This is a genomic window from Amphritea sp. GJ51-11 (assembly GCF_055808735.1).
On record NZ_CM147881.1, the window covers coordinates 908,801 to 933,235 of the forward strand.

The 24,435-nt window shown below is 46.5% G+C and carries 20 protein-coding genes and 2 pseudogenes; 11 read left to right on the plus strand and 11 right to left on the minus strand.

Annotated elements, in window-relative coordinates:
• Positions 1–212: 212 nt before the first annotated feature.
• Positions 213–844 (minus strand): annotated as a pseudogene (locus AC0L4K_RS03930) (IS5 family transposase).
• A gap of 398 nt (positions 845–1,242) precedes the next feature.
• Here AC0L4K_RS03930 and AC0L4K_RS03935 point away from each other — a divergent pair.
• Genes AC0L4K_RS03935 through AC0L4K_RS03945 form a run of 3 tightly spaced genes read left to right on the plus strand, consistent with a single transcriptional unit; the run spans position 1,243 to position 3,114 of the window.
• Positions 1,243–1,854 (plus strand): methylthioribulose 1-phosphate dehydratase, encoded by a 612-nt coding sequence (locus tag AC0L4K_RS03935; protein WP_417228005.1) that lies wholly within the window; start codon positions 1,243–1,245, stop codon positions 1,852–1,854.
• A 13-nt stretch (positions 1,855–1,867) separates the two neighbouring features.
• Positions 1,868–2,548: an acireductone synthase gene (gene mtnC / locus AC0L4K_RS03940; RefSeq protein WP_473268294.1), complete on the plus strand. Its 681-nt coding sequence runs from the start codon at positions 1,868–1,870 to the stop codon at positions 2,546–2,548.
• A gap of 20 nt (positions 2,549–2,568) precedes the next feature.
• Positions 2,569–3,114 (plus strand): 1,2-dihydroxy-3-keto-5-methylthiopentene dioxygenase, encoded by a 546-nt coding sequence (locus AC0L4K_RS03945; protein ID WP_417228007.1) that lies wholly within the window; start codon positions 2,569–2,571, stop codon positions 3,112–3,114.
• Between the two features lie 33 nt (positions 3,115–3,147).
• Here AC0L4K_RS03945 and AC0L4K_RS03950 read toward each other — a convergent pair whose 3' ends face one another.
• The 5 genes from AC0L4K_RS03950 to AC0L4K_RS03970 all read right to left on the minus strand — a co-directional run bounded on the left by AC0L4K_RS03950 (position 3,148) and on the right by AC0L4K_RS03970 (position 8,492).
• On the minus strand, positions 3,148–3,288 hold the full coding sequence (locus AC0L4K_RS03950) for a 3,4-dihydroxy-2-butanone-4-phosphate synthase (RefSeq protein WP_417228008.1): 141 nt from the start codon (positions 3,286–3,288) through the stop codon (positions 3,148–3,150).
• 248 nt (positions 3,289–3,536) lie between these two features.
• Complete coding sequence (locus AC0L4K_RS03955; protein WP_417228009.1) at positions 3,537–5,150, minus strand: BCCT family transporter; 1,614 nt, start codon at positions 5,148–5,150, stop codon at positions 3,537–3,539.
• Between the two features lie 624 nt (positions 5,151–5,774).
• On the minus strand, positions 5,775–7,238 hold the full coding sequence (locus AC0L4K_RS03960) for an NAD-dependent succinate-semialdehyde dehydrogenase (protein WP_417228010.1): 1,464 nt from the start codon (positions 7,236–7,238) through the stop codon (positions 5,775–5,777).
• A 210-nt stretch (positions 7,239–7,448) separates the two neighbouring features.
• Entirely contained in the window at positions 7,449–7,832 is a 384-nt protein-coding gene (locus tag AC0L4K_RS03965) for a carboxymuconolactone decarboxylase family protein (protein WP_417228011.1), read from the minus strand.
• 12 nt (positions 7,833–7,844) lie between these two features.
• Positions 7,845–8,492 (minus strand): GntR family transcriptional regulator, encoded by a 648-nt coding sequence (locus AC0L4K_RS03970; RefSeq protein ID WP_417228012.1) that lies wholly within the window; start codon positions 8,490–8,492, stop codon positions 7,845–7,847.
• 166 nt (positions 8,493–8,658) lie between these two features.
• Between AC0L4K_RS03970 and AC0L4K_RS03975 the strand changes: the two genes are divergently transcribed.
• Genes AC0L4K_RS03975 through AC0L4K_RS03995 form a run of 5 tightly spaced genes read left to right on the plus strand, consistent with a single transcriptional unit; the run spans position 8,659 to position 13,532 of the window.
• The gene (locus AC0L4K_RS03975) at positions 8,659–9,258 is read left to right on the plus strand and encodes an amino acid synthesis family protein (RefSeq protein ID WP_417228013.1); all 600 of its coding nucleotides are present in this window, start codon (positions 8,659–8,661) and stop codon (positions 9,256–9,258) included.
• The gene (locus AC0L4K_RS03980) at positions 9,230–10,051 is read left to right on the plus strand and encodes an alpha/beta fold hydrolase (RefSeq protein ID WP_417228014.1); all 822 of its coding nucleotides are present in this window, start codon (positions 9,230–9,232) and stop codon (positions 10,049–10,051) included. The genes AC0L4K_RS03975 and AC0L4K_RS03980 overlap by 29 nt, the downstream gene beginning before the upstream one ends.
• A 10-nt stretch (positions 10,052–10,061) precedes the next feature.
• Positions 10,062–10,970 (plus strand): flavin reductase, encoded by a 909-nt coding sequence (locus AC0L4K_RS03985; protein WP_473268296.1) that lies wholly within the window; start codon positions 10,062–10,064, stop codon positions 10,968–10,970.
• A gap of 19 nt (positions 10,971–10,989) precedes the next feature.
• Positions 10,990–12,021: an LLM class flavin-dependent oxidoreductase gene (locus tag AC0L4K_RS03990; protein WP_473268297.1), complete on the plus strand. Its 1,032-nt coding sequence runs from the start codon at positions 10,990–10,992 to the stop codon at positions 12,019–12,021.
• A 20-nt stretch (positions 12,022–12,041) separates the two neighbouring features.
• Positions 12,042–13,532, plus strand: a complete 1,491-nt coding sequence (locus tag AC0L4K_RS03995; protein WP_473268298.1) for an aldehyde dehydrogenase — start codon at positions 12,042–12,044, stop codon at positions 13,530–13,532.
• Between the two features lie 77 nt (positions 13,533–13,609).
• Here the strand turns inward: AC0L4K_RS03995 and mtnA are convergent, their stop codons facing one another.
• On the minus strand, positions 13,610–14,629 hold the full coding sequence (gene mtnA / locus AC0L4K_RS04000) for an S-methyl-5-thioribose-1-phosphate isomerase (RefSeq protein WP_473268299.1): 1,020 nt from the start codon (positions 14,627–14,629) through the stop codon (positions 13,610–13,612).
• Between the two features lie 175 nt (positions 14,630–14,804).
• On the opposite strand from mtnA, the gene mtnK reads away from it, so the two are divergent.
• Entirely contained in the window at positions 14,805–16,010 is a 1,206-nt protein-coding gene (mtnK, locus tag AC0L4K_RS04005; protein WP_473268300.1) for an S-methyl-5-thioribose kinase, read from the plus strand.
• 424 nt (positions 16,011–16,434) lie between these two features.
• Complete coding sequence (locus AC0L4K_RS04010; RefSeq protein ID WP_473268301.1) at positions 16,435–18,285, plus strand: protein kinase domain-containing protein; 1,851 nt, start codon at positions 16,435–16,437, stop codon at positions 18,283–18,285.
• A gap of 288 nt (positions 18,286–18,573) precedes the next feature.
• On the opposite strand, the gene AC0L4K_RS04015 is transcribed toward AC0L4K_RS04010, so the two are convergent.
• From AC0L4K_RS04015 to AC0L4K_RS04030, 4 genes are all read right to left on the minus strand, one after another.
• Positions 18,574–19,959: a TRAP transporter large permease gene (locus tag AC0L4K_RS04015; RefSeq protein WP_417228021.1), complete on the minus strand. Its 1,386-nt coding sequence runs from the start codon at positions 19,957–19,959 to the stop codon at positions 18,574–18,576.
• Entirely contained in the window at positions 19,950–20,489 is a 540-nt protein-coding gene (locus AC0L4K_RS04020; protein WP_417228022.1) for a TRAP transporter small permease subunit, read from the minus strand. Before AC0L4K_RS04020 ends, AC0L4K_RS04015 begins: the two co-directional genes overlap by 10 nt.
• 71 nt (positions 20,490–20,560) lie before the next feature.
• A complete protein-coding gene (locus AC0L4K_RS04025; protein WP_417228023.1) occupies positions 20,561–21,631 on the minus strand; it encodes a TRAP transporter substrate-binding protein in 1,071 nt (356 codons plus the stop codon).
• A gap of 201 nt (positions 21,632–21,832) precedes the next feature.
• On the minus strand, positions 21,833–22,786 hold the full coding sequence (locus AC0L4K_RS04030) for a LysR family transcriptional regulator (protein ID WP_473268302.1): 954 nt from the start codon (positions 22,784–22,786) through the stop codon (positions 21,833–21,835).
• A gap of 362 nt (positions 22,787–23,148) precedes the next feature.
• On the opposite strand from AC0L4K_RS04030, the pseudogene AC0L4K_RS04035 reads away from it, so the two are divergent.
• Positions 23,149–24,404, plus strand: a pseudogene (locus tag AC0L4K_RS04035) (FAD-binding oxidoreductase).
• Positions 24,405–24,435: the final 31 nt, after the last annotated feature.

Sequence of the window (24,435 nt, forward strand, 5' to 3'; positions counted from 1 at the left end):
TTCATCATCGAAAAACAGATGATCGCTATCGTCCTATGGCGACTGATAAGTTAACTACTTTTTGGCGCAAACGTCTTTAGGGAAGATGCGATTAAGAGGTCGCAAAACACTCAACCCCTCTTTCGAATAAAAAAGCACAGGATGCTACTTGTTTTGATGCTTTTCATCACTAAACAAGCTTATTTAGCCTTGTTTAGTGGATTTTGAACGAATTAACCCCTTGCGGCTCGTATCATCTGGTCAATTCTAAACACATTGGCTAAGGCAAACAGCATCGCCAACTTGTTATCGTTTTTAGCCAGTCCTCGATAGATGGCTTTCCTAAAACCAAACTGACGCTTTATGATCCGAAACTCTCGGGATCGCGTGCTTTCGCTTTATTCTTCGTTGAGCTGGCGGCTTCAATGATGGTGGCGTCGACAATCGTGCCTTCTTTTAAGTAAATCCCTGCGCTGGACAACCATTTATTGACCTCTTTAAACAGCTGACGGGAGAGTTTATGTTTTTCCAGCAAGTGCCTAAAATTCATAATAGTAGTGTGGTCAGGGATAGCGATGTCCAGCGACAACCCAGCAAAAAGGCGCATCGACGTGATTTCATAAAGCGCATCCGCCATGGCAGGGTCGCTCATGTTGTACCAATGTTGCATGCAATGAATGCGAAACATGGTGGCCAATGGATACGGTCTTCTTCCTTTTCCGGCTTTTGGATAGAAAGGTTCAATCACCGCTTCAAGCTGATCCCACGGCATCAGTTCGTCCATTCGAGTCAAGAAAATTTCTTTGCGTGTTTTACGACGCTTATTGTTGAATTCACTGTCGGCAAAAGTAAGTTGATGTGACATGGTCAGGCTCGAAAATTAAAAATAAATTGTCTCATGGGAAGGACTTATTCGCATCTTCCCTAGTTATTCAATGCAGTATATGGCGATTACTAAAAGCGGCAAAAAGGATAATTTGGTACTCAATAGCTATATGCAAAGCCTGCAAAGTACTAACGAGTAATATTGTCTCTGCCCCTCGTCAACGCGGTTCTCTACTCTGACCTTAGCCCTCAAGCTAGTCGTTAGATTTGTCGCATGACCTCGTTTTATCATCGATTACTCCGCAAGTATCGTTAAAATCCCCTTTAACTCCTCTCTGCTTCGATCGATACCGGTGCTCTTTTTCATCCCGCCTTAGATTTGTCGAGGCGCAAAAATCGAGTACACTAAGCCACCATTTTTAGACTGAGTAATGATGCATGCAGGCACTTCTTTCAGCGGCGCTTATCGATGCTGGCGGTTGGATTGATCGTCAGGGTTGGTGTCCAGCCACGGGCGGAAATTTTTCGGCGCGGCTAGGCGATGAGTTGGCTTTGGTAACGGCTTCTGGACGGCATAAAGGGCGCTTAACGTCAGATGATCTGCTGCGCGTTGACCTGCAGGGGAATCCGCTTGCTACCACGTTAAAGCCCTCTGCAGAAACATTGTTACATACGCGGTTGTATCAGTTGGATCAGCAGATCGGTGCGGTGTTACATACACACTCGGTCGCGTCTACGGTGTTGTCCCGTCTGGCAACTGGCGAGTGGCTGACGATCTCTGGTTATGAGATGCAAAAATCCCTAGCGGGAAACACCAGCCATGAGGCGGCCATCCAGTTGGCGGTGTTTGATAATACCCAAGATATGCAGTCGTTAGCCGAGCAACTTGCAGCGCGTTGGCAGCAATCACCACTGAGTTGGGGATTCCTCGTGCGTGGCCACGGTCTCTATGCTTGGGGTAAGGATATCGCAGAAGCACGTCGACATCTTGAAGGGTTAGAGTTTCTGTTTGCCTGCGAGTTAGAGATGCGCCGGTTGGCGGTGAAATAAGGATGTATAGAGTATGACGATCAAAGCGATCTTAACCGATATTGAAGGCACCACCACCGATATTAATTTTGTGCATAAGGTGTTGTTTCCCTATGCCTATGAACATCTGTCCGATTATCTACGCAGTCACGCAGATGATGAGACAGTGCAATCTATCTTAACGGAGGCCCGTGAAGTATTAGGGCAACCGGATGCCGATGTAGAGACGCTGATCAGCGCATTTTTAAACTGGATCGAGCAGGATAAAAAAGTTACTGCGTTGAAAAATTTACAGGGGCTTATCTGGGTCAACGGCTATGAGAATAAGGATTTCACCGGCCACCTGTATGCTGATGCCTACGAATATTTGCAGCGCTGGCAGCAGCAGGGGTTGGATCTGTATGTCTTTTCGTCTGGCTCGGTAAAAGCGCAAAAACTGCTGTTCGGCTATAGCGATTTTGGTGATCTGACGCCGCTATTCAGTGGCTATTATGACACCCATATTGGCCATAAACGGGAAGCTTCTGCTTATCGCAAGATCGCCGAGGATATCGGTTTGCCAGCCACTGAAATACTGTTTTTATCGGATATAGTCGAAGAGTTGGATGCGGCCCGAGAAGCGGGGATGGCTACGGTTCTGTTGGCTCGGGATGAACCGGTTGTCAGTGACCATCCGGCGGTCGAAAATTTTCAGCAGATAGCGTTGAACGCATAGTTAAACAAGAGGATTCAGACGTGAGTGAATTACGTATATATCAGGATGACAAGCCGCAACAACCCTTAAGTGTTACCTGTGATGCTGCTGACATTAGCCAACAATTGGCGAACGTAGGGGTACGGTTTGAGCGTTGGCAAGCCGCCCAGCTAATCAGTGCTGGCAGTCAAGCTGACGAGATTTTGGCTGCCTATGCTGCTGAGATTCAGCGACTTAAAGATGAACAGGGCTACATCACGGTTGATACCATCAGCCTCGCCAGCGATAACCCCGCCAAAGATGAACTGCGGCAGAAGTTTTTGAGTGAACACACCCACAGCGAAGATGAAGTACGCTTCTTTGTACGGGGCGAGGGGATCTTCTACCTACATATCGAAGATAAGGTGTATAGAGCGCTGTGCTGTAAAGATGATCTGATCTCGGTGCCCGCCAATACCCCTCATTGGTTTGATATGGGGCCAGAGCCTGATTTTACGGCGATTCGACTGTTTAATAATCCCGAAGGGTGGGTGGCTAACTATTCCGGTAGTGCGATTGCCGATCAGTTTCCTAAGTTTGATGACTAAATTTTGAGGGGAGGTTTGGGAGATTTGATAGCGTTAGCGATGGCATAAACTCCAGTATGCTGGGCTATCTGTCTGTATCGCCATGAAATTAATATTGTTAGGTGTGACCGCTGATCCCACCATAACAAGATCTCCTTCATTCTCTCGATCTTCATCATCGACTAAAATGACCATCCGACCTTAACGGATATCCCCAATAATTTCTTCGCTGCTATTAAATTGCATTTTGGTTACTCACTTGATTTTTAAGATATCTTGAGTTGGCTTTATATCTCTATCACTGAGAGAGTGATGGGCGATAGAGTGTGGATACCAGCAGGCTGAAAAGACTTAATCGAGCACAGAACGCGCAGTACTGTGATGTGAAACGATTCCATCATTCTAGTGTTGATGGAATCGTTTGATGAGACGAACAGTTCGCTTTAAGCTTTTGCTTCGCTAGCGAGGAATGCTTTTTTCTCGTTATTTTCGTTCTTGGGCGAGGTGGGATAAACCACGCCGTTGGCTTCATCATTGAGTCCCTTTACGAATGCGGCGCACATAAAGAGAAGAACAATTGAGAACGGTAGAGCTGCGGCAATTGAGGCTGTTTGCAGCGCTTTAAGTCCACCTGCCATCAGTAGTACGGCAGAGACTGCACCAAGACCAAGGCCCCAGATAATACGGAAGCGTTGAGGAGGATTTTTATCACCGACTGAAAGGATGGTACAGATCACCAGCGTTCCTGAATCCGCTGAAGTAACGAACCAAGTGATGATCATGAACGTTGCCAATGCAGACATGGGCCATGTTAACCACTCCACGCCAATGGACTCAATGGTCTTGTAGAGTGCTAGGGTCATATCGTTATTAACGGCTTCAACGATACCGCCAGCGCCATACAATTCGATGTGGAGTGCAGTGCCACCAAAAATAACGATCCACAAGAATCCGCCTAATGGGGGAATGGTTAACGCGGATAATAAGAATTGACGAATCGTTCGGCCGCGGGAAATACGAGCAATGAACATACCAACCAGAGGACCCCAAGATAACCACCATCCCCAATAGAAGATTGTCCACCAGCCTTGCCACTGGCGTTCAGGGTTAGGGTCAGTCCAGAATCCCATTGGAATCAAGTTCCACATGTAGTCGCCTACACTTGTGGTGAATAAACCTAGTAAAAATACGGTAGGGCCAGCCAGTAGGAAGAAAAGAATCAAGATAGAGCTGATGCGCATGTTCCAAATGCTGAGAAATTTAATGCCTTTCTCAACACCTGAGACAGCTGATAATGTGCCAATCACTGAGATAATGGCAATCAGGATAACCTGCGTAGTTGTCGATATTTCAAGGTCGAATAGGTAGTTTAGCCCTGCGTTCATTTGGGATACACCTAAACCTAAGGTTGTCGCTGTACCAAATAATGTACTGAATATTGCTAGCAGATCTACGGCATGACCGATCGGGCCATAAATACGATCACCTAACAGAGGGTAGAGCGCTGATCGAACAGTGAGGGGCAAGCCTCGACGATAAGCGAAGTACGCCAGAATCAGGCCGACCATGATATAGATAGCCCAGCCATGTAAACCCCAGTGAAATAGGGTAATGCGCATAGCCATTTGTGCAGCTTCAGCCGTACCGGCAGTAATACCGGCCATTTCTATAAAGGGGTTACCCTGAAAGTGGAAGATTGGCTCTGCAATACTCCAAAATAAAATGCCGGTACCAATCGCACAGCTGAACAGCATCGAGAACCAAGTAACGAAGCCGAATTCTGGTTTTTCATCGTCTTTACCTAAGCGAAGATTTCCGAAACGGCTGAAGGCTACCCATATCGAGAAAAACAATACCAGGCTGACCACTGTAATGTAATACCAGCTCAGTGTTGCTTGGATCCAATTTTTGACATCGCTATAGATTCCATTAGCGAAATCTACATTGAGAACGGTGAATAGCACAAAGGCTAATACCATTGCTTTAGAGGCGATCCCCATCCCTGGGTGTATCCCATGGAAGAAGCCCTCACGAGCTATGATTTTTCCGGGCTGCATGTGGCATATCCCCTTAATTTTTTTTATTAATTGATGTCTGTTCTTACTTTCTTGGAAAGAGAGAAAGAGACAAACGCGGATAATCTTTTGTTGCTGTATTATGGTATACCATAATACAAATACGCGATCAAATGCTATTTGTTGCCGTTAAAAGACTGGTTAGACCTAAGAAAAAAAACAAAAGTATTATTTTGAAATTATGATTTGTTACGTATCTATATGTTTTTAAATATAAAAATTAATACCGATTTATTTCTGACTAGCTAAAGGGTTTAGGCTGGCAACGGTTAATATTTATCGATAAATAATGTGACGGTTGGCGTGTTGTTCGAGCCGGAGTGGACAACAATCGATGTTGTCGGCCCGAGAGAATACGAGCAAAGATGGGTAGGGGGATCAATACTAGTGAGCTTTCGTTAGTTTGGTAATGATGCCGCTATTGAGTGATAGGGTTTGTTCTGCGCAAAGTCGATAAACCGCCTCGACGGCATCGCAAAAGTTTATATAACGTAGCTATGTCATCGTTGGCTGTGTAACAAGCTCTGAAGTCGTTCAGAGCTTGTTTTCCGGCGGGATGAGTTCTTCGAAGGCCTATTTAACCCGGTTGCTGCGAGGCTTTATGTGCTAAATATCGCCCATGCAAATGTATTTAATTTCAAGGTAGTCATCTACACCATACTTAGAGCCTTCGCGGCCTTGTCCTGATTCTTTCACACCGCCAAAAGGAATCACTTCAGAGCTGATAGACACTTCATTTATCCCGACCATACCGTAATCTATTGCTTCAGAAACTCGCCAAACACGGGATATATCTTTAGTAAATAGATAGGAAGCCAGACCAAATTCGGTCGCGTTAGCTATCGCTATCGCTTCCTCTTCTGTACTGAAGGTGAAGATCGGCGCAACAGGGCCAAAGATTTCTTCCTTAGCTATCCGCATATCGCTGCTTAGGTTCGCTAATACTGTGGGTTGGTAGAAGGTGCTCCCCATCGCGCCAATTTTTCCGCCGGTTGTCACTGTTGCGCCTTTAGCTTGCGCATCGACAACAAGTGAATGAACATTCGCAGCGGCTTTAGCGGTAATCAAAGGACCTAAGGTAGTAGAACTATCAAAGCCATTGCCTAGATTAAATGTATTCACTTTAGCGGTGAATTTTTCAACGAACGCATCATAAATGCTGTCCTGCACGATAATGCGGTTGGCACAAATACAGGTTTGTCCGGCGTTGCGGTACTTCGCTGCAATAGCGCCGTCTACTGCTTTGTCCAAATCGGCATCGGCAAATACTAAAACGGGTGCGTTGCCGCCCAACTCCATGGATGTACGTTTAACCGTCTGTGCACATTGCTGCATGAGCAATTTACCCACGGGGGTCGAGCCGGTAAAAGTGAACTTTTTAACGATCGGGTTGGATGTTAGTTCAGTACCTATTTCAGGTGCATTTAGACCCACCACCACATTAAATAATCCGGCAGGTATACCGGCTCGGTCTGCGAGTTCTGCGAGGGCCAGTGCTGATAACGGAGTTTCTGCCGCAGGCTTTAAGACAATAGCGCAACCTACCGCTAATGCTGGTGCGGCTTTGCGGGTGATCATTGCGTTGGGGAAATTCCAAGGCGTCACCGCAGCAACAACACCAATGGGTTGCTTGATAACAATGGAGCGTCGATCAGCAGTAGTATTGGGGATAACGTCGCCATAAATACGCTTCGCTTCTTCGGCGAACCACTCTATGAATGATGCACCGTAAGCCACTTCTCCTTTAGATTCAGAGAGTATTTTGCCCTGTTCCGCCGTCATAATGGTAGCTAAGTCATCTTGGTTTGCGATGACTAAATCAAACCATTTTCTTAATAAAACAGAGCGTTCTTTAGCGGTCATTTTTTTCCAAGACTGCATAGCCTGTTCCGCTATTTCAATGGCATAACGTGTTTCTATGACACCTAGATCTGCCACCTTCGCGATAACATTGCCTGTTGCTGGGTCTGTTACATCAAAGGTTTTACCTGACTCAGCATCGATCCATTGACCGTTGATATAGGCTTGTGTCTTTAATAATGAATTATCATTTAAATCTAAAATCGACATTTTTATTTTACTCATATGTTTTTGTTAGAGGTTGATGGTCTGTGTTATCTATTAAGCGTCCACAAGACAATGCTTCGAAGCCTTTTATTAGGCGTCAAAAAGTTATGAGACAGCCTTAAGCTTGTCCCAATAAAGTTGATCATCGTTTTTAATATGCTGAGGCGCAGCGAATAGGCAAGATTGTGCTGCGCCGTGTAAGGGGCAGGCCCTTTATGCTAAAAGATCGAGTTCTTCGAGAACATCTCTGGCGATTCTGAAACACTCCACCCCCTGTGGAACCCCACAGTAAATGGCAATAACATGAATAGTGGATCGAATTTCATCAACAGACACACCATTGGTGATGGCGCCACGTAGGTGAAGTTCCCATTCATGCATTTTTCCCAACGCTGCAATCATGGTGAGATTCATTAATGAACGGGTTTTTACATCAAGGGTGTCATCGCCCCAGCCAAAACCCCAGCACCACTCGGTCATTGCTTCTTGGAATGGTAAATTAAAGGCGTCAGCCTTGGCCAGATTCTTAGAGACGTAATCGTCGCCTAGAGTGGCTTTGCGTTTATTTAAACCCAATTCAAATAGTGCTTTATCCATTATGACCTTCCGTTATATTAGTTTGGATGCAATTTCAGCAGCCTCAGTAAGGTGCTTTTTACAGATCTCTTCGGCACGGTCGGCATCTTTCTGCTCAATCGCATCAATGATATTTAATAAATTTACAGGTCCTTTTGTTTTACGACCTGTGGAGCTCAGGGTTAGCGCACGTAATCTTGAAATACGCGCATTCAGGCGTTCGACTAAATCCCAAGAAACGTGTTTGCCGCCTGTGGTGAAAATGAGTTTATAAAACTCAGTTGTTAGCTTGAGAGCTTGCATAACGTCAGTGTTTTGCAGACAACTGGCAATCTGCTCGCGTAACTGATGTAACTTATCAATCACGGCTTTATCAGCATTTAAGGCGCAACTTCGTACAGCAGAACATTCCAACATAATCCGAATATCATAAATCTCTTTTACTTCATCACGGCTAATCGTGGCGACAATAAAGCCAGCGTTAGGTATACCCACGATTAATCGTTCGCTCTCTAAATGCCTAATACATTCTCGTACCACTGTACGGCTAACACCCATGCTCTCGCATAATGTTCGTTCGACTAGTCGATCTCCCGGCTTGATGAGGTCGCTTGTGATTGCATCGCGCAGGGACTCTAAAGCATTTTCTTTCAGAGTCTTTGGTCTATCTACCTTTAACATACTGTCCATGATTCCATAAATTTAGACATGTAAAGCTCTCTTTATACAGCGGAGCACTAAGGCATCCAGATTACTATATTTCTGAACGTTTTGTTGCATGCGGTAAGATTATATGATTGTATACCATAATACAATAAACGTTGTTATTTCTCTGAGAGAGTATGAAATGAAGCCTGAAATTAGAAAAATCGTTAGTTTTGAAGAAGAAACCTTTATTGAAGGTTTTAAAGAAGCCGAAACACCGGTCCGCATGTTTGCGGTAGCGGCCGTGATTAAAAATCCATGGGCAGGTCGATATGTTGAAAATTTACGCCCTGAAATTTTGGCTTATGGTCCTGTTTTGGGCCAAATATTGACAGATAAAATCAGTGAGATGGCAGGTGGAGCTACCAATATTGAAGCATTCGGCAAAGCAGCCGTGGTTGGTCAAAATGGTGAGATAGAACATGCTTCTGCTTTAATTCATACACTTCACTTTGGCAATATTTTCCGCGAAGCCGTGCAAGCCAAATCATTCTTATCGTTTACGAATACTCGTGGCCCTGCGAATGCGCCCATTATGATTCCGATGATGGACAAAAATGATGGCGGCCGTCGTTCACATTATTTGACACTGCAATTCAATATTTCTGATGCACCGGGCCCCGATGAAGTTGTGATTGTGTTGGGCGGCTCTACAGGTGGTAGGCCTCATCACCGTATTGGTGATCGGTATCAGGAACTTCAGGAGTTAGGCCATGACATTGAAAACCCAGCAGCGGTTTAAGTCTGAGACCGGTCTTGCTTACCTCAAGACCGGCGTCGGTTCTCCCATCGTGTTAATACATGGTGTTGGACTGCGGGCGGAAGCTTGGCTTAATCAGGTGCCGGTACTGAGTGAGCATCACACGGTGTATGCCATTGACATGCCTGGGCATGGCGAAAGTGATTTATTGGCTGATGCGGATGCTGGTTTAGATGAATACGTCGATCTTATCGCCACGTGGATCCAAGCAGAGATTAAAGAGCCCGTTATTATGATGGGGCACTCGATGGGATCTATGATTGCGCTGAACTTTGCGGCCCGTTATAGCGGGATCTGCAGCGGGGTAGCCGCGCTGAACTCCGTTTATCGGCGCAGTCCTCAGGCTAAGCAAGCCGTGCAACAACGCGCGCTTGATATGATTGAAAATCCAGTACTGAGTAATGTTACGACGCCAATTTCACGTTGGTTTGATGATAACGCTAAAGGGTTTGAAAAGCAGATGGCTAGCCTCTGTGAACAGTGGTTGCTCGCTGCACCTGCAAAGGGCTATGCCCGTGCGTATCAGATATTTAGCCAAAATGATGGCCCTAAAGATGAGGCGTTAGCATCGCTCGAAATGCCGGCAATCTTCATTACAGGGGATGGGGATGCTAACTCATCTGGGGATATGTCAAAGCGTATGGCGGCAATTTGTCCTAATGGGCACTATGCCGTGATAGAGCATTCACGCCATATGGTACAGATGACACATCCTGATGAAGTTAACCAGTTGCTCGTCAAATTTGTAAAGCAATGCAGTATAAAAATAAAATAAGGAATCAGTTATGACTAATATTGATACCCGAGAACTACGTAATGCGTTTGGTTCATTCATGACCGGCGTCACAGTGGTCACGGCGGTGAGTGACTCAGGTGAAAAGGTTGGTTTCACGGCTAATTCATTCACATCTGTTTCTGTGAACCCTCCTTTATTGTTGGTGTGTCCGGCTAATAACTTATCAAGCTTTGATATTTTCAATACCTGCCAGCACTTTGCTGTGAATATTCTGGCTGAAGACCAACAAGATATTTCCAATACTTTTGCTAGCGCTAAAGGTGATCGTTTTGAGGGTATTTCTTGGCACAGTGATGAACATGGCTGCCCGGTTATTGATGATACGGTGGCGCACTTTTCCTGTACTACTTTTAGCAATAGTCCTGCAGGTGATCATATTCTGTTAGTTGGGCAGGTTAATGATTTTGCCGCGAATGAAAAACTAGGTTTGGGTTATGCTAAAGGTGGTTATTTCAGCCTAGGGATGGAGCATCGTGCAGAGGAACTTACCCATTCTCTCGATGGTGTTGTTGGCAGCATTATCGAATTTGATAATAAAGTGCTGCTAAGTAAAACGGATAAAGGCTATACCTTACCGCAAGTGGATATACGTTCTGAGCAAGGCTCACAAAAGAGCATACGTTTATTTCTTGAGAGTCAGGGATTAGATTGCGAAGTGGGTTCAGTTTATTCAGTCTATGAAAATCTAGACGCGCAAAAATTCACGACTTATTACCGAGCTAATGCCCTAAATGAGAAAGCGGGTGGGCTGGGTGAGTATATTGATATCGATAAGATATCGGATCTCAAGTTTGTTTCTTCTGATATACAAAGCATGTTGCAGCGATTTGTTCTTGAAAAGCAAAACGGCGTGTTCCGTTTATATGTCGGTGATAATCAAACCGGCGACATCCACTAAATAAAACGGGAGTGATGTAATGAAGTTTTCGTTATTTGCACATATGGAACGGGTTGACGAAGAGCAAACTCAAGTCCAATTATATGAAGAGTTTTTATCATTATGTGATATGGCTGATAAAGGCGGGATGTGTACGGTATGGACCGGTGAACACCATGGGATGAATTTCACCATTGCACCTAATCCGTTTCTTAATTTAGTCGATTTAGCACATCGCACAAAGCATATTCGTTTAGGAACAGGTACGGCGGTTGCACCCTATTGGAATCCTATAAAACTGGCGGGTGAAGCTGCCATGACGGATATTATTACGCAGGGTCGTCTAGAACTGGGTATTGCACGAGGCGCATATTCCTTTGAGTATGATCGCATGGTGCCGGGTATGGATGCTTGGGAAGCGGGTGAGCGCCTTAGAGAAATGGTTCCTGCAATCAAAGGGTTATGGGCAGGTAATCATACACAAACAGGTAAGCATTATAACTTTCCTGAAACGACGTCTGCGCCTAAACCATTATCAGAGAAAGGCCCACCTATCTGGGTTGCTGCAAGAGATATTAATAGCCATGAATTTGCCGTTGAAAATGACTGTAATGTGCAAGTGACACCGTTGTGGCAGGGCTTGGATGAGGTAGAAGGCTTGATTAGTAAATTTAATCAGGCCTGCGAAACCTATAATAAACGCCCTAAGATTATGATTTTGCAACATGCCTACGTGGGTAAAGACGAAGCGGAATTGGCGCGTGCGGCAAAACAGTTAAATGAATTTTACTGCTATTTTGGTGCTTGGTTTAAAAACGAGCGGCCGATTGATCAGGGCTTAATTAAGCGCTTAAGTCAGGCTGAAATTGATGCGCATCCTTTTTACTCTGCTAAAAAAATATGCAAGGACCTGATGATTGGTACATCAAAGCAAATTATCGATCGGTTAAAACACTATCAGGATTTAGGTTATGACGAGTTCTCCTATTGGTCCGACTCGGGTATGAGCCGAGAACAAAAAGAAACGTCGCTTGCGCGCTTTATTGATGAAGTGATGCCCGCCTTTACCTAATATTTTGGATGAGACAGACCATGACAAATAATAACTTACCTCATTACCAGTTGCTGATTGATGGTGCTTGGGTCGAAGGCTTCGATAATCAGGTGATGCACAGTACCAATCCCGCTAATGGCGAAACATGGGCAACCTTTGCCTGTGCCAATAAAGAGGATGTCGATCGCGCTGTGAAAGCGGCTAGGCGGAATCTGAATAGCGGTCCTTGGGCGAGTATGAATGCGACTCAACGGGGGGCAATGCTTTATCGTTTAGCCGATTTAGTCGAAAAAAATGCGCAAAAATTAGGTGAGATTGAAACAACGGACAGTGGGAAACTAGCGGCTGAGACAGTTAGCCAATCCAGTTATGTTGCCAGTTATTATCGATATTATGCCGGCCTAGCCGATAAAATCGAAGGGGCAACACTGCCCATCGATAAGCCGGATATGCATGTATTTACCACCCCTGTGCCGATTGGCGTTGTAGCGGCGGTGGTGCCGTGGAATGCGCAGATGTTTTTGACGGCGTCTAAGCTAGGCCCTGCGTTGGCAGCCGGTTGTACAGTGGTATTAAAAGCATCTGAGTTAGCCCCGGCACCGTTATTCGAACTGGGTAAGTTAATTAAAGAAGCGGGTATTCCGGATGGTGTTGTCTCAATCATCACTGGTGACGCTGCTAATTGTGCCATCCCGTTAACATCACATCCTGATATTGATCGTCTTGCATTTACGGGGGGGCCAGAAACAGCCAAGCATGTAATTCGTAATACCGCTGAAAACTTTGCCGTCACTTCTTTGGAACTGGGTGGTAAGTCACCGATCATCATCTTCGATGATGCCGACTTGGAAAGTGCTGCCAATGGCCTAATTGCGGGTAATTTTGGTGCTTCTGGGCAATCTTGTGTGGCAGGCTCTCGGGCTTTTATTCAGCGTTCAATACTGGCAGAGCTATGCGATAAGATAGAACAAAAAGCCAAGCAGATTGTGATGGGCGACCCTCAATCCAGTCGTACCCATATCGGTCCGTTGTGTACGTTTGCTCAGGTCGAGTGTATTGAAACGACGTTGGCTAAGGCTGTTGAGCAGGGTGCTAATATTCGTTTTGGTGGTAAGCGTGCGCCACAGTATGGATCAGAAAACTACTTTGAGCCGACAATGGTGGAGTGTCCGCACGATCAGATCGAAACACTTAAAACTGAGATGTTTGGTCCGGTGATGTCGATTGTTGCGTTTGATACGGAAGAAGAAGCCATCGCGATGGCAAATGACAGTGTTTATGGTTTAGGTTCCGGCGTATTTACGCAGAATATTGCTAGAGCGCATCGCGTATCCAGCAAGATACAGTCTGGTATTTGTTGGGTAAATACTTATCGGGTCACGTCACCGATTGCGCCCTTTGGTGGTATCAATCAATCGGGGTATGGTCGCGAAGCGGGTGTGCAGGCAGTGCTAGATTACGTTAGAACTAAAACCACATGGATTAATACATCCTCCGAGCCGATGAGTAACCCTTTTGTAATACGGTAATTTATCGGTGTCGTTAGGCCTCTATTGCTTGCCATTATCAGCGACTCTCAATTGAGAGTCGCTTTTTATTATCTGTATTAAAGGGTTGTTAATGCGCCAGCTACTATCTGCTCTGGGCGATAAATTCCCGTATCGAGAATCCATCCACTGACCAACTTAGCGGGGGTAACATCGAACGCCGGGTTATAAACCGGGGTGCTATCCGGTGCCCAATTGACCTCGCCAAAACTACCACTGACACCTTGAACTTCAGCGGGGTTGCGCTGTTCGATAGGGATAGCACTGCCATCGGGGCAGTTTGCATCGACGGTGGTGTAGGGGGCAACTACATAGAAGGGCACTTGGTGATACTGTGCAATCACCGCTAGCGAATAGGTGCCGACCTTGTTGGCAAAATCGCCATTCGCGGCGATGCGGTCAGCACCCACGAGAATTACATCGACCTTTCCTTGGGCCATCAGTAGGGCGGCCATATTATCGCAGATCAGCGTATGAGGGACGCCGAGCCGATCCATCTCCCAAGTGGTTAAACGGCCTCCTTGCAATAATGGACGGGTTTCATCGACCCAAACATGCAGCGCTTTACCTTGCTGTTTAACCGCGCCGATCACGCCGATAGCGGTGCCAACCCCCGCGGTAGCCAGGCTGCCGGTATTACAGTGGGTTAAGATATTGGCTCCATCGGCAATCAGATCGGCACCTAAGTCTGCCATGCGTTGGCATAAGGCGATATCTTCATTAAACAGCTGCTCAGCGCAGTGGCTTAGCGCCGTAGGGCCTTGCTCCGTCAGTGTTGCCAGCATTCGGTCGATACAGATCATCAGGTTAACCGCTGTTGGCCGTGCGGCACGTAAACGTTCGGCATCAGCGCGCAGTGAAGCGGCGCTAGCGCCCTGTTCTGCTAGGTGGGCCAGTAACAGGCTTGCACCGATACCAATTAACGGTGCCCCCCGAATCTGCAGTTTTTTAATCATCGCGATCATTGTATCGGCGCTATCGCAGGGCAACCACTGTTCACGGTGGGGGAGTTGATGCTGATCGAGTATAAGCAGCGTCCCTTGTTGATATTTTATACTGGTGGCCAATAGATCTTTCATGGGGATTACTCGGAAGACATTTAAGGTCGCCTAAGTTATCAGGAACCGTTGAGTCAGAAAAGGGGTATGCAGAGGCAAAACGATTTGCCACAATGCAATCATCTCACCAGCACGCGCTGTTTTGAGTTAAGCCCTTATATTGCTTTTTTACATAGCTGCGGAAACCAAGATAAAAATGAGTTTTAGACAATTTTCATCTGATGCTGATGTGATCGCTTTTGCGCGCCAGCACAGCGATCTATTGAGTGCCGATGAACCTTTGCGGGTCGAGGAAATCGGTGATGGCAATATTAACTTTGTCTACCGGGTGTCCGGTGCCAGCACCAGCCTGATTATCAAACAAGCGCTACCCTATATCCGTATTATTGGTGAGGGCTGGCCACTGTCGCAGGATCGCATACGCATCGAAGCCGAAGCATTGCAGTTGGAGGCAAAGCATTGTCCTGACCTAGTGCCTGAGGTGTACCACTATGATGCAGAGCAGTGCGCCATCGTAATGGAAGATATCAGCGCTTATGACAATCTTCGGAATGTGATGGTGGCTCGTCAGAAGCTGCCTCTGTTAGCGGAACATCTAGGCCGCTTCTTAGCCGATACCTTGTTTTATACCTCCGATCTGTATTTGGATGCCCATGCGAAAAAAGCGTTGGTGAAATCCTTTATAAACCCGGATCTATGTAAGATTTCCGAGGAGCTATTTTTCTGGGACCCTTACTGTGACCATGAGCGCAACAGTATCAACGAATACCTGCGCCCAGATGCCGAAAGGTTATGGCAGGATGAAGCACTGAAGCTGGAAGTTGCACAGCTGAAGATGAAGTTCCTTAACCAAGCCGAGGCGTTGCTGCACGGTGATCTCCATGCGGGTTCGGTGTTTGCTAATGCGTCGGGCTGCAAGATTATCGATCCTGAATTTGCCTATGTTGGCCCGGCCGGTTTTGATATAGGTTCCATCATCGGTAACTATGTGTTGAATATTGCCGGGCAGTCTAATTTGCCGGGGGATCAAGCTGAGCGTCAAGACTATCAACAGTGGCTACTCGATGGCATCAATATTCTGTGGAATACGATTGCGCAACGGTTTCGACAGCATATACGTGACAAAACGACAGACCCAAGCCTGCAGCAAGCAGCATTTGCCGATTGGTACCTGTCGAGCTTGTTAGCCGATAGTCTGGGCTATGCGGGCACTGAAGTGATTCGTCGTACGATTGGTTTAGCCCATGTGCTGGATATTGAATCGATTGAAGATGCTCAACAACGAGCAGAATCCGAGCGCTTGGCACTGACATTGGGGCAACTGCTGATTAAAGAACGCGCCAGCTTTAGCCATATTGAAGCATTGACCGCCAAGCTGGCGGAACAGCTATTTTGTCACTAGGGTAGGTTTTAACAAGCCGTCATACATATAGTTATGATGGCTTTTATTTTTTTTGTACAAGGCAAAGAGTATTCTTTGGCTGTACTTGTTCGGCTATTTTTTATGATAAGCCACTTGATGGAGTAGGCTTTCCGTAGTGCCAATTTCAGACATCGTTGCAATTAATGACTTCAACAGTGTATCTGACGCTTCATAAAAGTTAGGGAAGGTGCGATTAAGAAGTTGCAAAACACTCAACCTCTCTTTAGATGGTCGGTGGAAACCTCATTGCTTCAGCCTATTGTGGCAGTTGTACCTTGAAAGTGCTCCGTTGAGACTATTGGATCTTTATCGTGCTTTAGTTGCGCCAATGATGTGGGATTAGGTTTGAGAAATGGAGCATATGCTCTCTTGAAGTTTATCGTTTTAGATGTGGGTAGTCAGGATGGAAAAGCCGAGTTTTAAACAGTTTTACATTCCAGAAGATCAGTCGATCTACCTGCTTAGTCATAATGATGCACGTAAGCTCAAGGAGTGGTTTAGTCTCTGTCAAGAACAGCTAGAACAGCTGGGCTATCGTAATATTGAAATGATTGGCAAGGGGGCGTTCGCGTTTGTGTTTGGTGGGATCAATCGCCAGGGACGGGAGCTGGTATTCAAGTTTTCCCGCATCACTCTGCCACAACATGTGCAAGACCGTTTGGAGGAAGAAGCTTTCATACTGTCACAGATTGATCACCCACGGGTACCCAAACTGATCGAATTTCAGCGCATCGGTCGTCAGGCGATTATGGTGATGGAGCGTGCGCCGGGGCTGGACATGGAAAAACTAGCGCTACAGAGCGGGCCTCTGTCACCACGATTACTGGTGCATATCGCCAAGCAGCTGGTCGATATTCTTCATGCCCTGCGAGGTGCTTCCATACGTTCCCAACGTCCATTAGTACACGGTGATATTAAACCATCGAATATTATCTTTGATCCGCTCACAGAGCAGATCTGTCTTGTTGATTGGGGCTCATCAGTCTTTGCTCAGCTTGATGAAACGAATCAGCATGTCAGTGTTAATGTGATGGAGTTGATGTCGGATGATCTGCAGCACAGTAATGCCCGTCTTGGTGATGTCTACTTTATTGGTGAGGAGCAGATTAATGGCGGTCTTTCTTCCCCCCGGTTTGATGAGCAGGGTGCGGCCGCAACGCTTTATGCATTAGCGTCAGGGCAGTCTAGTCGATTCGGTCACCATGTGATTCCCCCTACATCGTTAGGGCTACCTCAGGAGATCGCGCGGGTTATGGATCGGCTACTTGATGATGATCCTCACGTACGCAATCAAGCAGGTGACTATTGGCTGAGGAATATGGCATCGATCAGTCGATTGCTGCTGATTGATTTCAATAAGAAGTCGTTGCAGCCTCTAATACCTGTGTGGGTCCACCCCCAGACAAAGATAATGGATTCTGTGGTATACAGCTCCCGTAAAGCGTTTTTAAAGGAGGAGGGAGTTGAGAGTCAATTTATGGATATTGATGATGTTCAGTTTGATCGATATTACAAAAACTTTCTCCAGGGGATGGGGGATACCGAAAAGGCATTTCTGGCTGCGGTAAGTAGACTGGGAAAATTCCCAGTGGTCGGTGGTCTAGCAGTGCGTTGGGAAGCTGACGGTGTGTATATCGATTCTAGTCTTAATCTATACAACCCATTGCAACGGGAAGCCTTTGTGGCAACGGTCAATAATCTGGTCAACCTGGCCCGCTCTGTCTATCGCAAGGGGATATTCAAGAGTTGCTTGTTCGACGCCCGTTGCACTTTGCATATTGAACGCGAATACTGTGAAGATGCGTTTATTCCAGCACCCGAACAGCGGATTCCTTTCGAGGTGGCGGTGATCCCTAATCTTGATGGCAAAAGTCGGTTGCATTCTTATTTCGAGGATGGCCGAGATCCAGAAGAGAATTTAGAACTGCCTGCTTCTATCATTGCTGCCATTAAACAGCTTAATCGGCTTCATCATACCGGGTTGATCATCTTCGAAAGCATGTCGTTGCATCTTAAGGTGCATAGTCAGTTTACACTACTCAATCCTGTTCAAGAGGCTGAGTTTATAACCTGCTTGCAGCAGATTATTTTAGCGATACCACAGATACGAGGACTGGGGGTGGCAGGTTTTATGAAAATGCCTTATAAAGACACCCGCTTCTTCAGTCATATCGAACGACAGCCCGAACGCTTCTATCCGCGCAATCCTAAACGTCTGGCTAGCCTATCGTATGATAGTGATCATCCTGACTGATGATCACTATCAACGGTTCATGGAGTGTGTGCCTATCATTGCCCAGTAATTACTGAGTCTGCGGCGATGAGTTGAAAGCTAGCCCGCATACTAGCAAATAATTCGCCCGTACGTTCTTGAGTGTTACCCGGTATAAAAGAAACCGCCTTCTGGCGGTTTTTTTGTGTCAGGACTCGCGGATGAGAATAGCAACTTCGGGCTGAGCGCAGTGAGACGTTAATAACGAGTGATCCGGCCCCTGAGGGAGGGGCCATTAATACAGATAAAAATTACTTTATCTGTACTGCTTTATCCATAAGCGATAGCTGGTAACCAGACGACTATCTGTGGCCATAATATCAATGCCATCAAGGCCAGCAGCTGTAGGATGATGAAGGGGATCACACCCTTATATATGTCGGCTAATTTCACTTCCGGCGGGCATACGCCTTTCAGATAAAACAGAGCAAAGCCCACCGGTGGGGTGAGAAACGAGGTCTGGAGTGTCATCGCTACCAACATCACAAACCATACCAATTCTGGGTTATCGACTACGCCGTAGCCATCGATATCTAGCCCCAGGGAACTGATAACCGGTGCCAGTAATGGCAGTATGATCAGCGTAATCTCGATCCAGTCGAGGAAAAATCCTAGCAGGAAGATGACAAATAAAACAAAAGCGATGATGCCGTAGGTGCCGAACGGTAGTCCCGTCAGGAAGGATTCGATTAGTTCATCTCCACCCAATTCGCGCAATACTAGAGCAAAACAGCTGGCACCGATAAAGATCATGAAGATATACGCCGTGGTGCCATAGGTACCATGCATGACCTCTTTAAGAACTCTAAAGTTGAATTTACGGTTGTACATCGCAAGTAGAGTGGCGCCTAATGCGCCAACGCCAGAGGCCTCGGTAGGGGTAGCAATACCGCCAAAGATAGAGCCAAGCACCACGAATATTAACAGCAGCGTTGGTAGCATCGCTTTCATCAGGCTGATGAAGGTGCGCATGCTTACCTGCTTGGCGTCGGGCGGTACCGGAGCAGAGTCGGGGCTGAGCAGACCGACGATAACGATATAGACGATATACATGGCGCCAAGCATCAGACCTGGGAATACCGCGCCCATAAATAGATCACCAACTGACAGGCCTAACTGGTCTGCCATGATAACCAGCATGATGCTGGGGGGGATAAGGATGCCGAGGGTGCCTGCCGAGGCGATGGTGCCCAACGCGAGTGGCTTGGAATAACCCTGCTGTAGCATTGATGGTAATGACATGACAGCTAGCAATACAACCGATGCCCCTATAATGCCGGTCGAGGCTGCCAGAATGATGCCAATAGCCATGACTGTGATGGCCAGACCACCACGGACTTTACCAAATAGCTCCTGCATCGACGCCATCAGTTTTTCAGCTACGCCGGATTTGTCCAGCATGATGCCCATGAAGATAAACATCGGCAGGGCTACCAGAATCCAGTTATCCATGATTTTATAGAGTCGGTTAACTATGAGTCCGAGGGTCAGAAAGTCGAGCCCAGTCATAGTATCCAGATAGATATCTGATAAGTAGCCAACGCCGGCAAAAATAACTGCAATACCACCCAGAACATAGGCTATTGGGAAACCGGTAAATAATAAAAGGATGAATGAAATAAACATCCCTACAACTAGTATTTCATTCATTTCCACGATGAATCTCCCCGAATCACTAGGGCAATATTGCGAATTAAACGTGATACAACAGCCAATCCCAACAACGAGAAACTGGTGGGGATTACCGCTTTGATTGCCCATCGCCAGGGTAGCCCGGAAGGTGAAGAGGAGGATTCGTTGATGCGCCAGGCGTCGGCTACAAAATCAACGCTGTGGAATACGATGATCCCAATAAAGGGCAGGGCCAGCGTCAGGATGCCGATGATGTCTATAATATATTTCGTCCGGGTATGCAGGCCTGCATAAAGTAAGTCGACGCGGACATGAGCGTTATTAACCTGAGCGTAGGAAACGCCGAACATAACGCCGATGGCGTATAAGTGCCATTGCAGCTCTTCAAGGGCGATTAGACCATGTGAGAAGCCTTTGCGTAATGCAACTTGCAGGACAATTACCAGAATCAATACAACATAGACCCAGGCGATCAGTTTACCGATTTTTCGTATAGCGTTATCGATAGCATCAGCGATTGGGATAATGGGCGTTTCGTGTTTGGGGACAGTCACGGCAGAAGTCTCTCTTACTGAAAAATAAAAGAGCGCTGGTTCAGCGCTCTTGATTGTCGCTGTAGTTAGATTTACAACGCTTCAGGTTTATCCGTAGGTAGGTAGCCGTTGCTCTTCCAGAGCTTGTAGTTGGTGCGAAAGGCGCTCATGTCCTGCCAGACTTCTTTGAAGAAAGGGTTTGCCGCGCTTTGTTCAGAAGCGACTTCGTGCCACGCGGTTTTAAACGTATTCAGCATTGTATCGTTCCAGTAGCGCAATTCGGCTCCGTTCTGTTGCGCTTCCTGCATCGGCTTGAACTGGCTGGCCTCGCCTTCAGCTAAGGAGTCGGTAATCGCTGATTTACATGCAGTTTCGATCAGTGCTTGCTGTTGCTCAGAAAGAGAGGTCCAGGTGTCCTTGTTGATCAGCAGTTCAAGCAGGGTAGACTGTTGATGCCAACCAGGAAAGTAGTTGTATTTAACGACTTTATGAAAGCCCAGCTTCTGATCGATAACGGGTAGTGAAAACTCAGCAGCATCAACGGCACCTTTTTCCAGAGCTCCGAATATTTCGCCCCCAGGAAGTTTAACGACACCAACCCCGAGTTTTGACATTACGTCAGCACCCAGTCCGTAAAAGCGCATGTTCATCCCTTTGAGATCTTCGGGCTTATTGATGGGCTTGGCAAACCAGCCAGATGTTTCAGGTGGTAGCACGCCACAAACCAGAGCTTTTACGTTAAATCCACCCTCATCATACATCCGCTGATACAGCTTCATACCATTGCCCTGATACATCCAAGCCAGATATTCCCCGGCTTCAGGCCCGAAAGGAACGGAAGAGAAGAGCGGTGCTGCGGGTAGTTTTCCCTGCCAATAGCCAGCGGCTGCAAATCCAGAATTAACCTTGCCGTTGGAAACAGCATCGAGAATTTCAGTTGGGGATACTAGTTTGCCTGGGTCGTAAAGCTTAACTTTGATATCGCCCCCGCTGATGGTCTTGAGGGTTTCGCTAAACGTCGTTGGCGTTGTACCAATTACCGGCAAACTGCTTGGAAATGCAGTGGGGGTTTTTAACAGAAGTTTGGATCCCGCTTGAGCACTTTGAATACCACAAGTGAGTATTAGAGAGGTGCCTAAAATTGCTGAAGCTACTGCTTTCATTCTTTTGTATCTCCGTATTCTTATTGTTATCAATTGGAGACTTAGGTTACAAATCCAGCATAAAAAAACTAATGCATAGTTCTAATGTTCTGATAATAAATACGAATAATCTTTTTAAAACAATAGGTTGCTTTGTGTCAGTGGCGTTGTGAAGGTTAATATAGCCTCTTAGTCAGCAGTTCAGTTAGGGGTGCAGCGAGTTCAGCTGTTCGTTGAGCCCTGCATCGCATCTTTTAATAACTTCCTCAGCCAGCCAATACCGGGGTCTTTGTCCTTTCTAATATCCCAGAGTAAACATACTTTAAACGGATTTACCTCAAAGGGAAGAGAATAAAACTTCAGGGGGGTGCCTGGGCAGACAACTTTCGCTGCCGTTTCAGTGATGCAGGTAATGAGATTAGTACCGGGTAAAATGCGCGTCAGGGGCATGATCTGGGGACTCTTTGCAATGACCTTACGGGTTAAGCTAAGTTCCTCTAGCTTGATGTTGATCAGCGATGGCATATCTTCCCGATGAGCCATCACGATATGCGGATTGCCGATAAGGTCATCGATAGAGATGCAGTCGCCTGTACCGTATATACTGGAATCTGCAATGCAACCTATCCGGTCTTCGAAAAGGAATTCGTGATTTTTACCCTGTGGAGGATATTCAAGTAGTGCGATAGCGATATCCAGATCATTAGTACGTAAGATCTCATCAGACTGTTCAATTCTCGCCATTTTTACCGGGACAATATTGAAACTTACATTAGGCGCATGCTTTAACGCATGACTTATCAAATAAGGTTGAACAGTTTGATTCATGTAATCTGCCAACCCGATCTTAAACTCTCTGTTTGATGACCCCTGATTGAACTCGCTATTCATTGAAAGCGCCTGATCGAAACAGAAAAGTCCCTTTTCAATGGCGGCATCAATCTGATTAGCCGTTGGTGTGGGCTCCATCCCCTCTGCTGTCTTGATGAAAAGTTCGTCGTCAAAAAGTAAGCGTAATTTTTTCAATGAATGGCTGACGGCGGGTTGACTCAGGCAAAGAGCATTGGCCGTTTTAGTCAAATGCCTATTTCTATAGAGCGTATAGAAAATAAGCATGAGGTTGAGATTGGTCCGGTTCAGCTTGGTGATCAGGTTTTCGTCTGGGTGGGAAATCATCAACAGCTGCCTATGAGTTATTATTCAAAATATGAATGTCTACATAAGAATAAATCATTTATCACCTTGATCTAAGCGATCTACTCTGTTTCGTCAATACTATGCACTTCGCTAAAGCAACTCAGTGTAAGCGAAATGCTAGTGTAACCGCTAATGTTGTTAGATCGGTGCAGGATCATGGCTTGATGGCCGTAAGAAATAATTATGAGAACAAAAATATGACTGGAAGAAAAGAGAATACTTTGGCCCTGACCGCTCTTTCGGATGCTTTTGGTGAGCGTCTGATCACAAGCTATGCTGTCAGACAGCATCATGGGTGCGATGAGTCTTGGCATTCGCCTACGTTGCCTGACGCGGTATTGATGGCCCATTGTACTGAGGATGTGGTCACCGCCGTAAAGATTTGTGCAAAGTATCAGTTGCCCGTTATTCCTTTCGGTATTGGGTCTTCGCTTGAGGGACAGGTTATCCCGCTTGAGGGTGGATTATCGATCGACTTTACCGAGATGAGTAAGGTATTGGAGATCAGGCCTGAAGATTTCGACGTGACCGTTCAGCCAGGCGTTACCCGTAAACAGCTGGGCCGCGAGTTGCGTGATGTCGGGCTGTTTTTTTCGGTCGATCCAGGTGCCGACGCTACTCTGGGCGGGATGACTTCTACCCGTGCCAGCGGAACCACAAGCGTGCGTTATGGCACGATGAGCGATAACGTTATTTCTCTTACGGTAGTTACGCCAGATGGCCGAGTTGTTCGTACCGCATCAAGATCCCGTAAGTCTTCAGCTGGCTATGATCTTACTCATCTTTATGTTGGATCAGAGGGTACTCTGGGCGTCATTACCGAGATCACTTTGCGTTTGCACCCGGTCCCCGAAGCGGTATCAGCGGCAGTTGTATCCTTTCCCGATATGGAGTCTGCGGTCAGTGCGGTTGTAACCACACTTCAGTATGCAGTACCGATTGCGCGCATTGAATTGCTGGATGAGCAGACGGTTGATGCCGTCAACCAATACATGAAAACCGACCACCCGGTACAACCTACTTTATTTCTTGAATTTCATGGCAGTGAAAGCGGCGTGAAAGAGCAGGCCGAACTGGTTGGTGATGTGTGTCAGGAGTTTGGCGGGGGGATTTTGTATGGAAAACCCTGGAGGAGGACAGGAATGCATTGTGGGAGGCGCGTCATAACGGAGCGCTGGCTGCGATGAGCCTCAGACCTGGCCGCGAACTATTATCAACCGATGTCTGTGTACCTATCTCCCGTCTGGCTGAAGCGATCGCTGAGGCTAAGGCAGATCTGCTTGAAAATGATATCTATGCTGCATTGATGGGGCATGTAGGTGATGGCAACTTCCATTTCGTTATTCCAATGGATCGCAGCAATAACGAAGAGATGACCAAAATAAAGGCATTCTGCGATCGCCTGGCCCAGATGGCCATAAAGATGGATGGAACCTGTACCGGTGAACATGGAATAGGTATCGGAAAACAGCCTCTGTTAGAGCTTGAAATGGGAGACGGGGTTGATCTTATGCGCTCGATTAAGAAAGTGCTCGATCCAGATAATATTATGAACCCAGGGAAGATATTTAATGGAATAGCCGGTTCATCTTCTTAACAAAAACAGTTAGTTTAACACTGTCAAGATT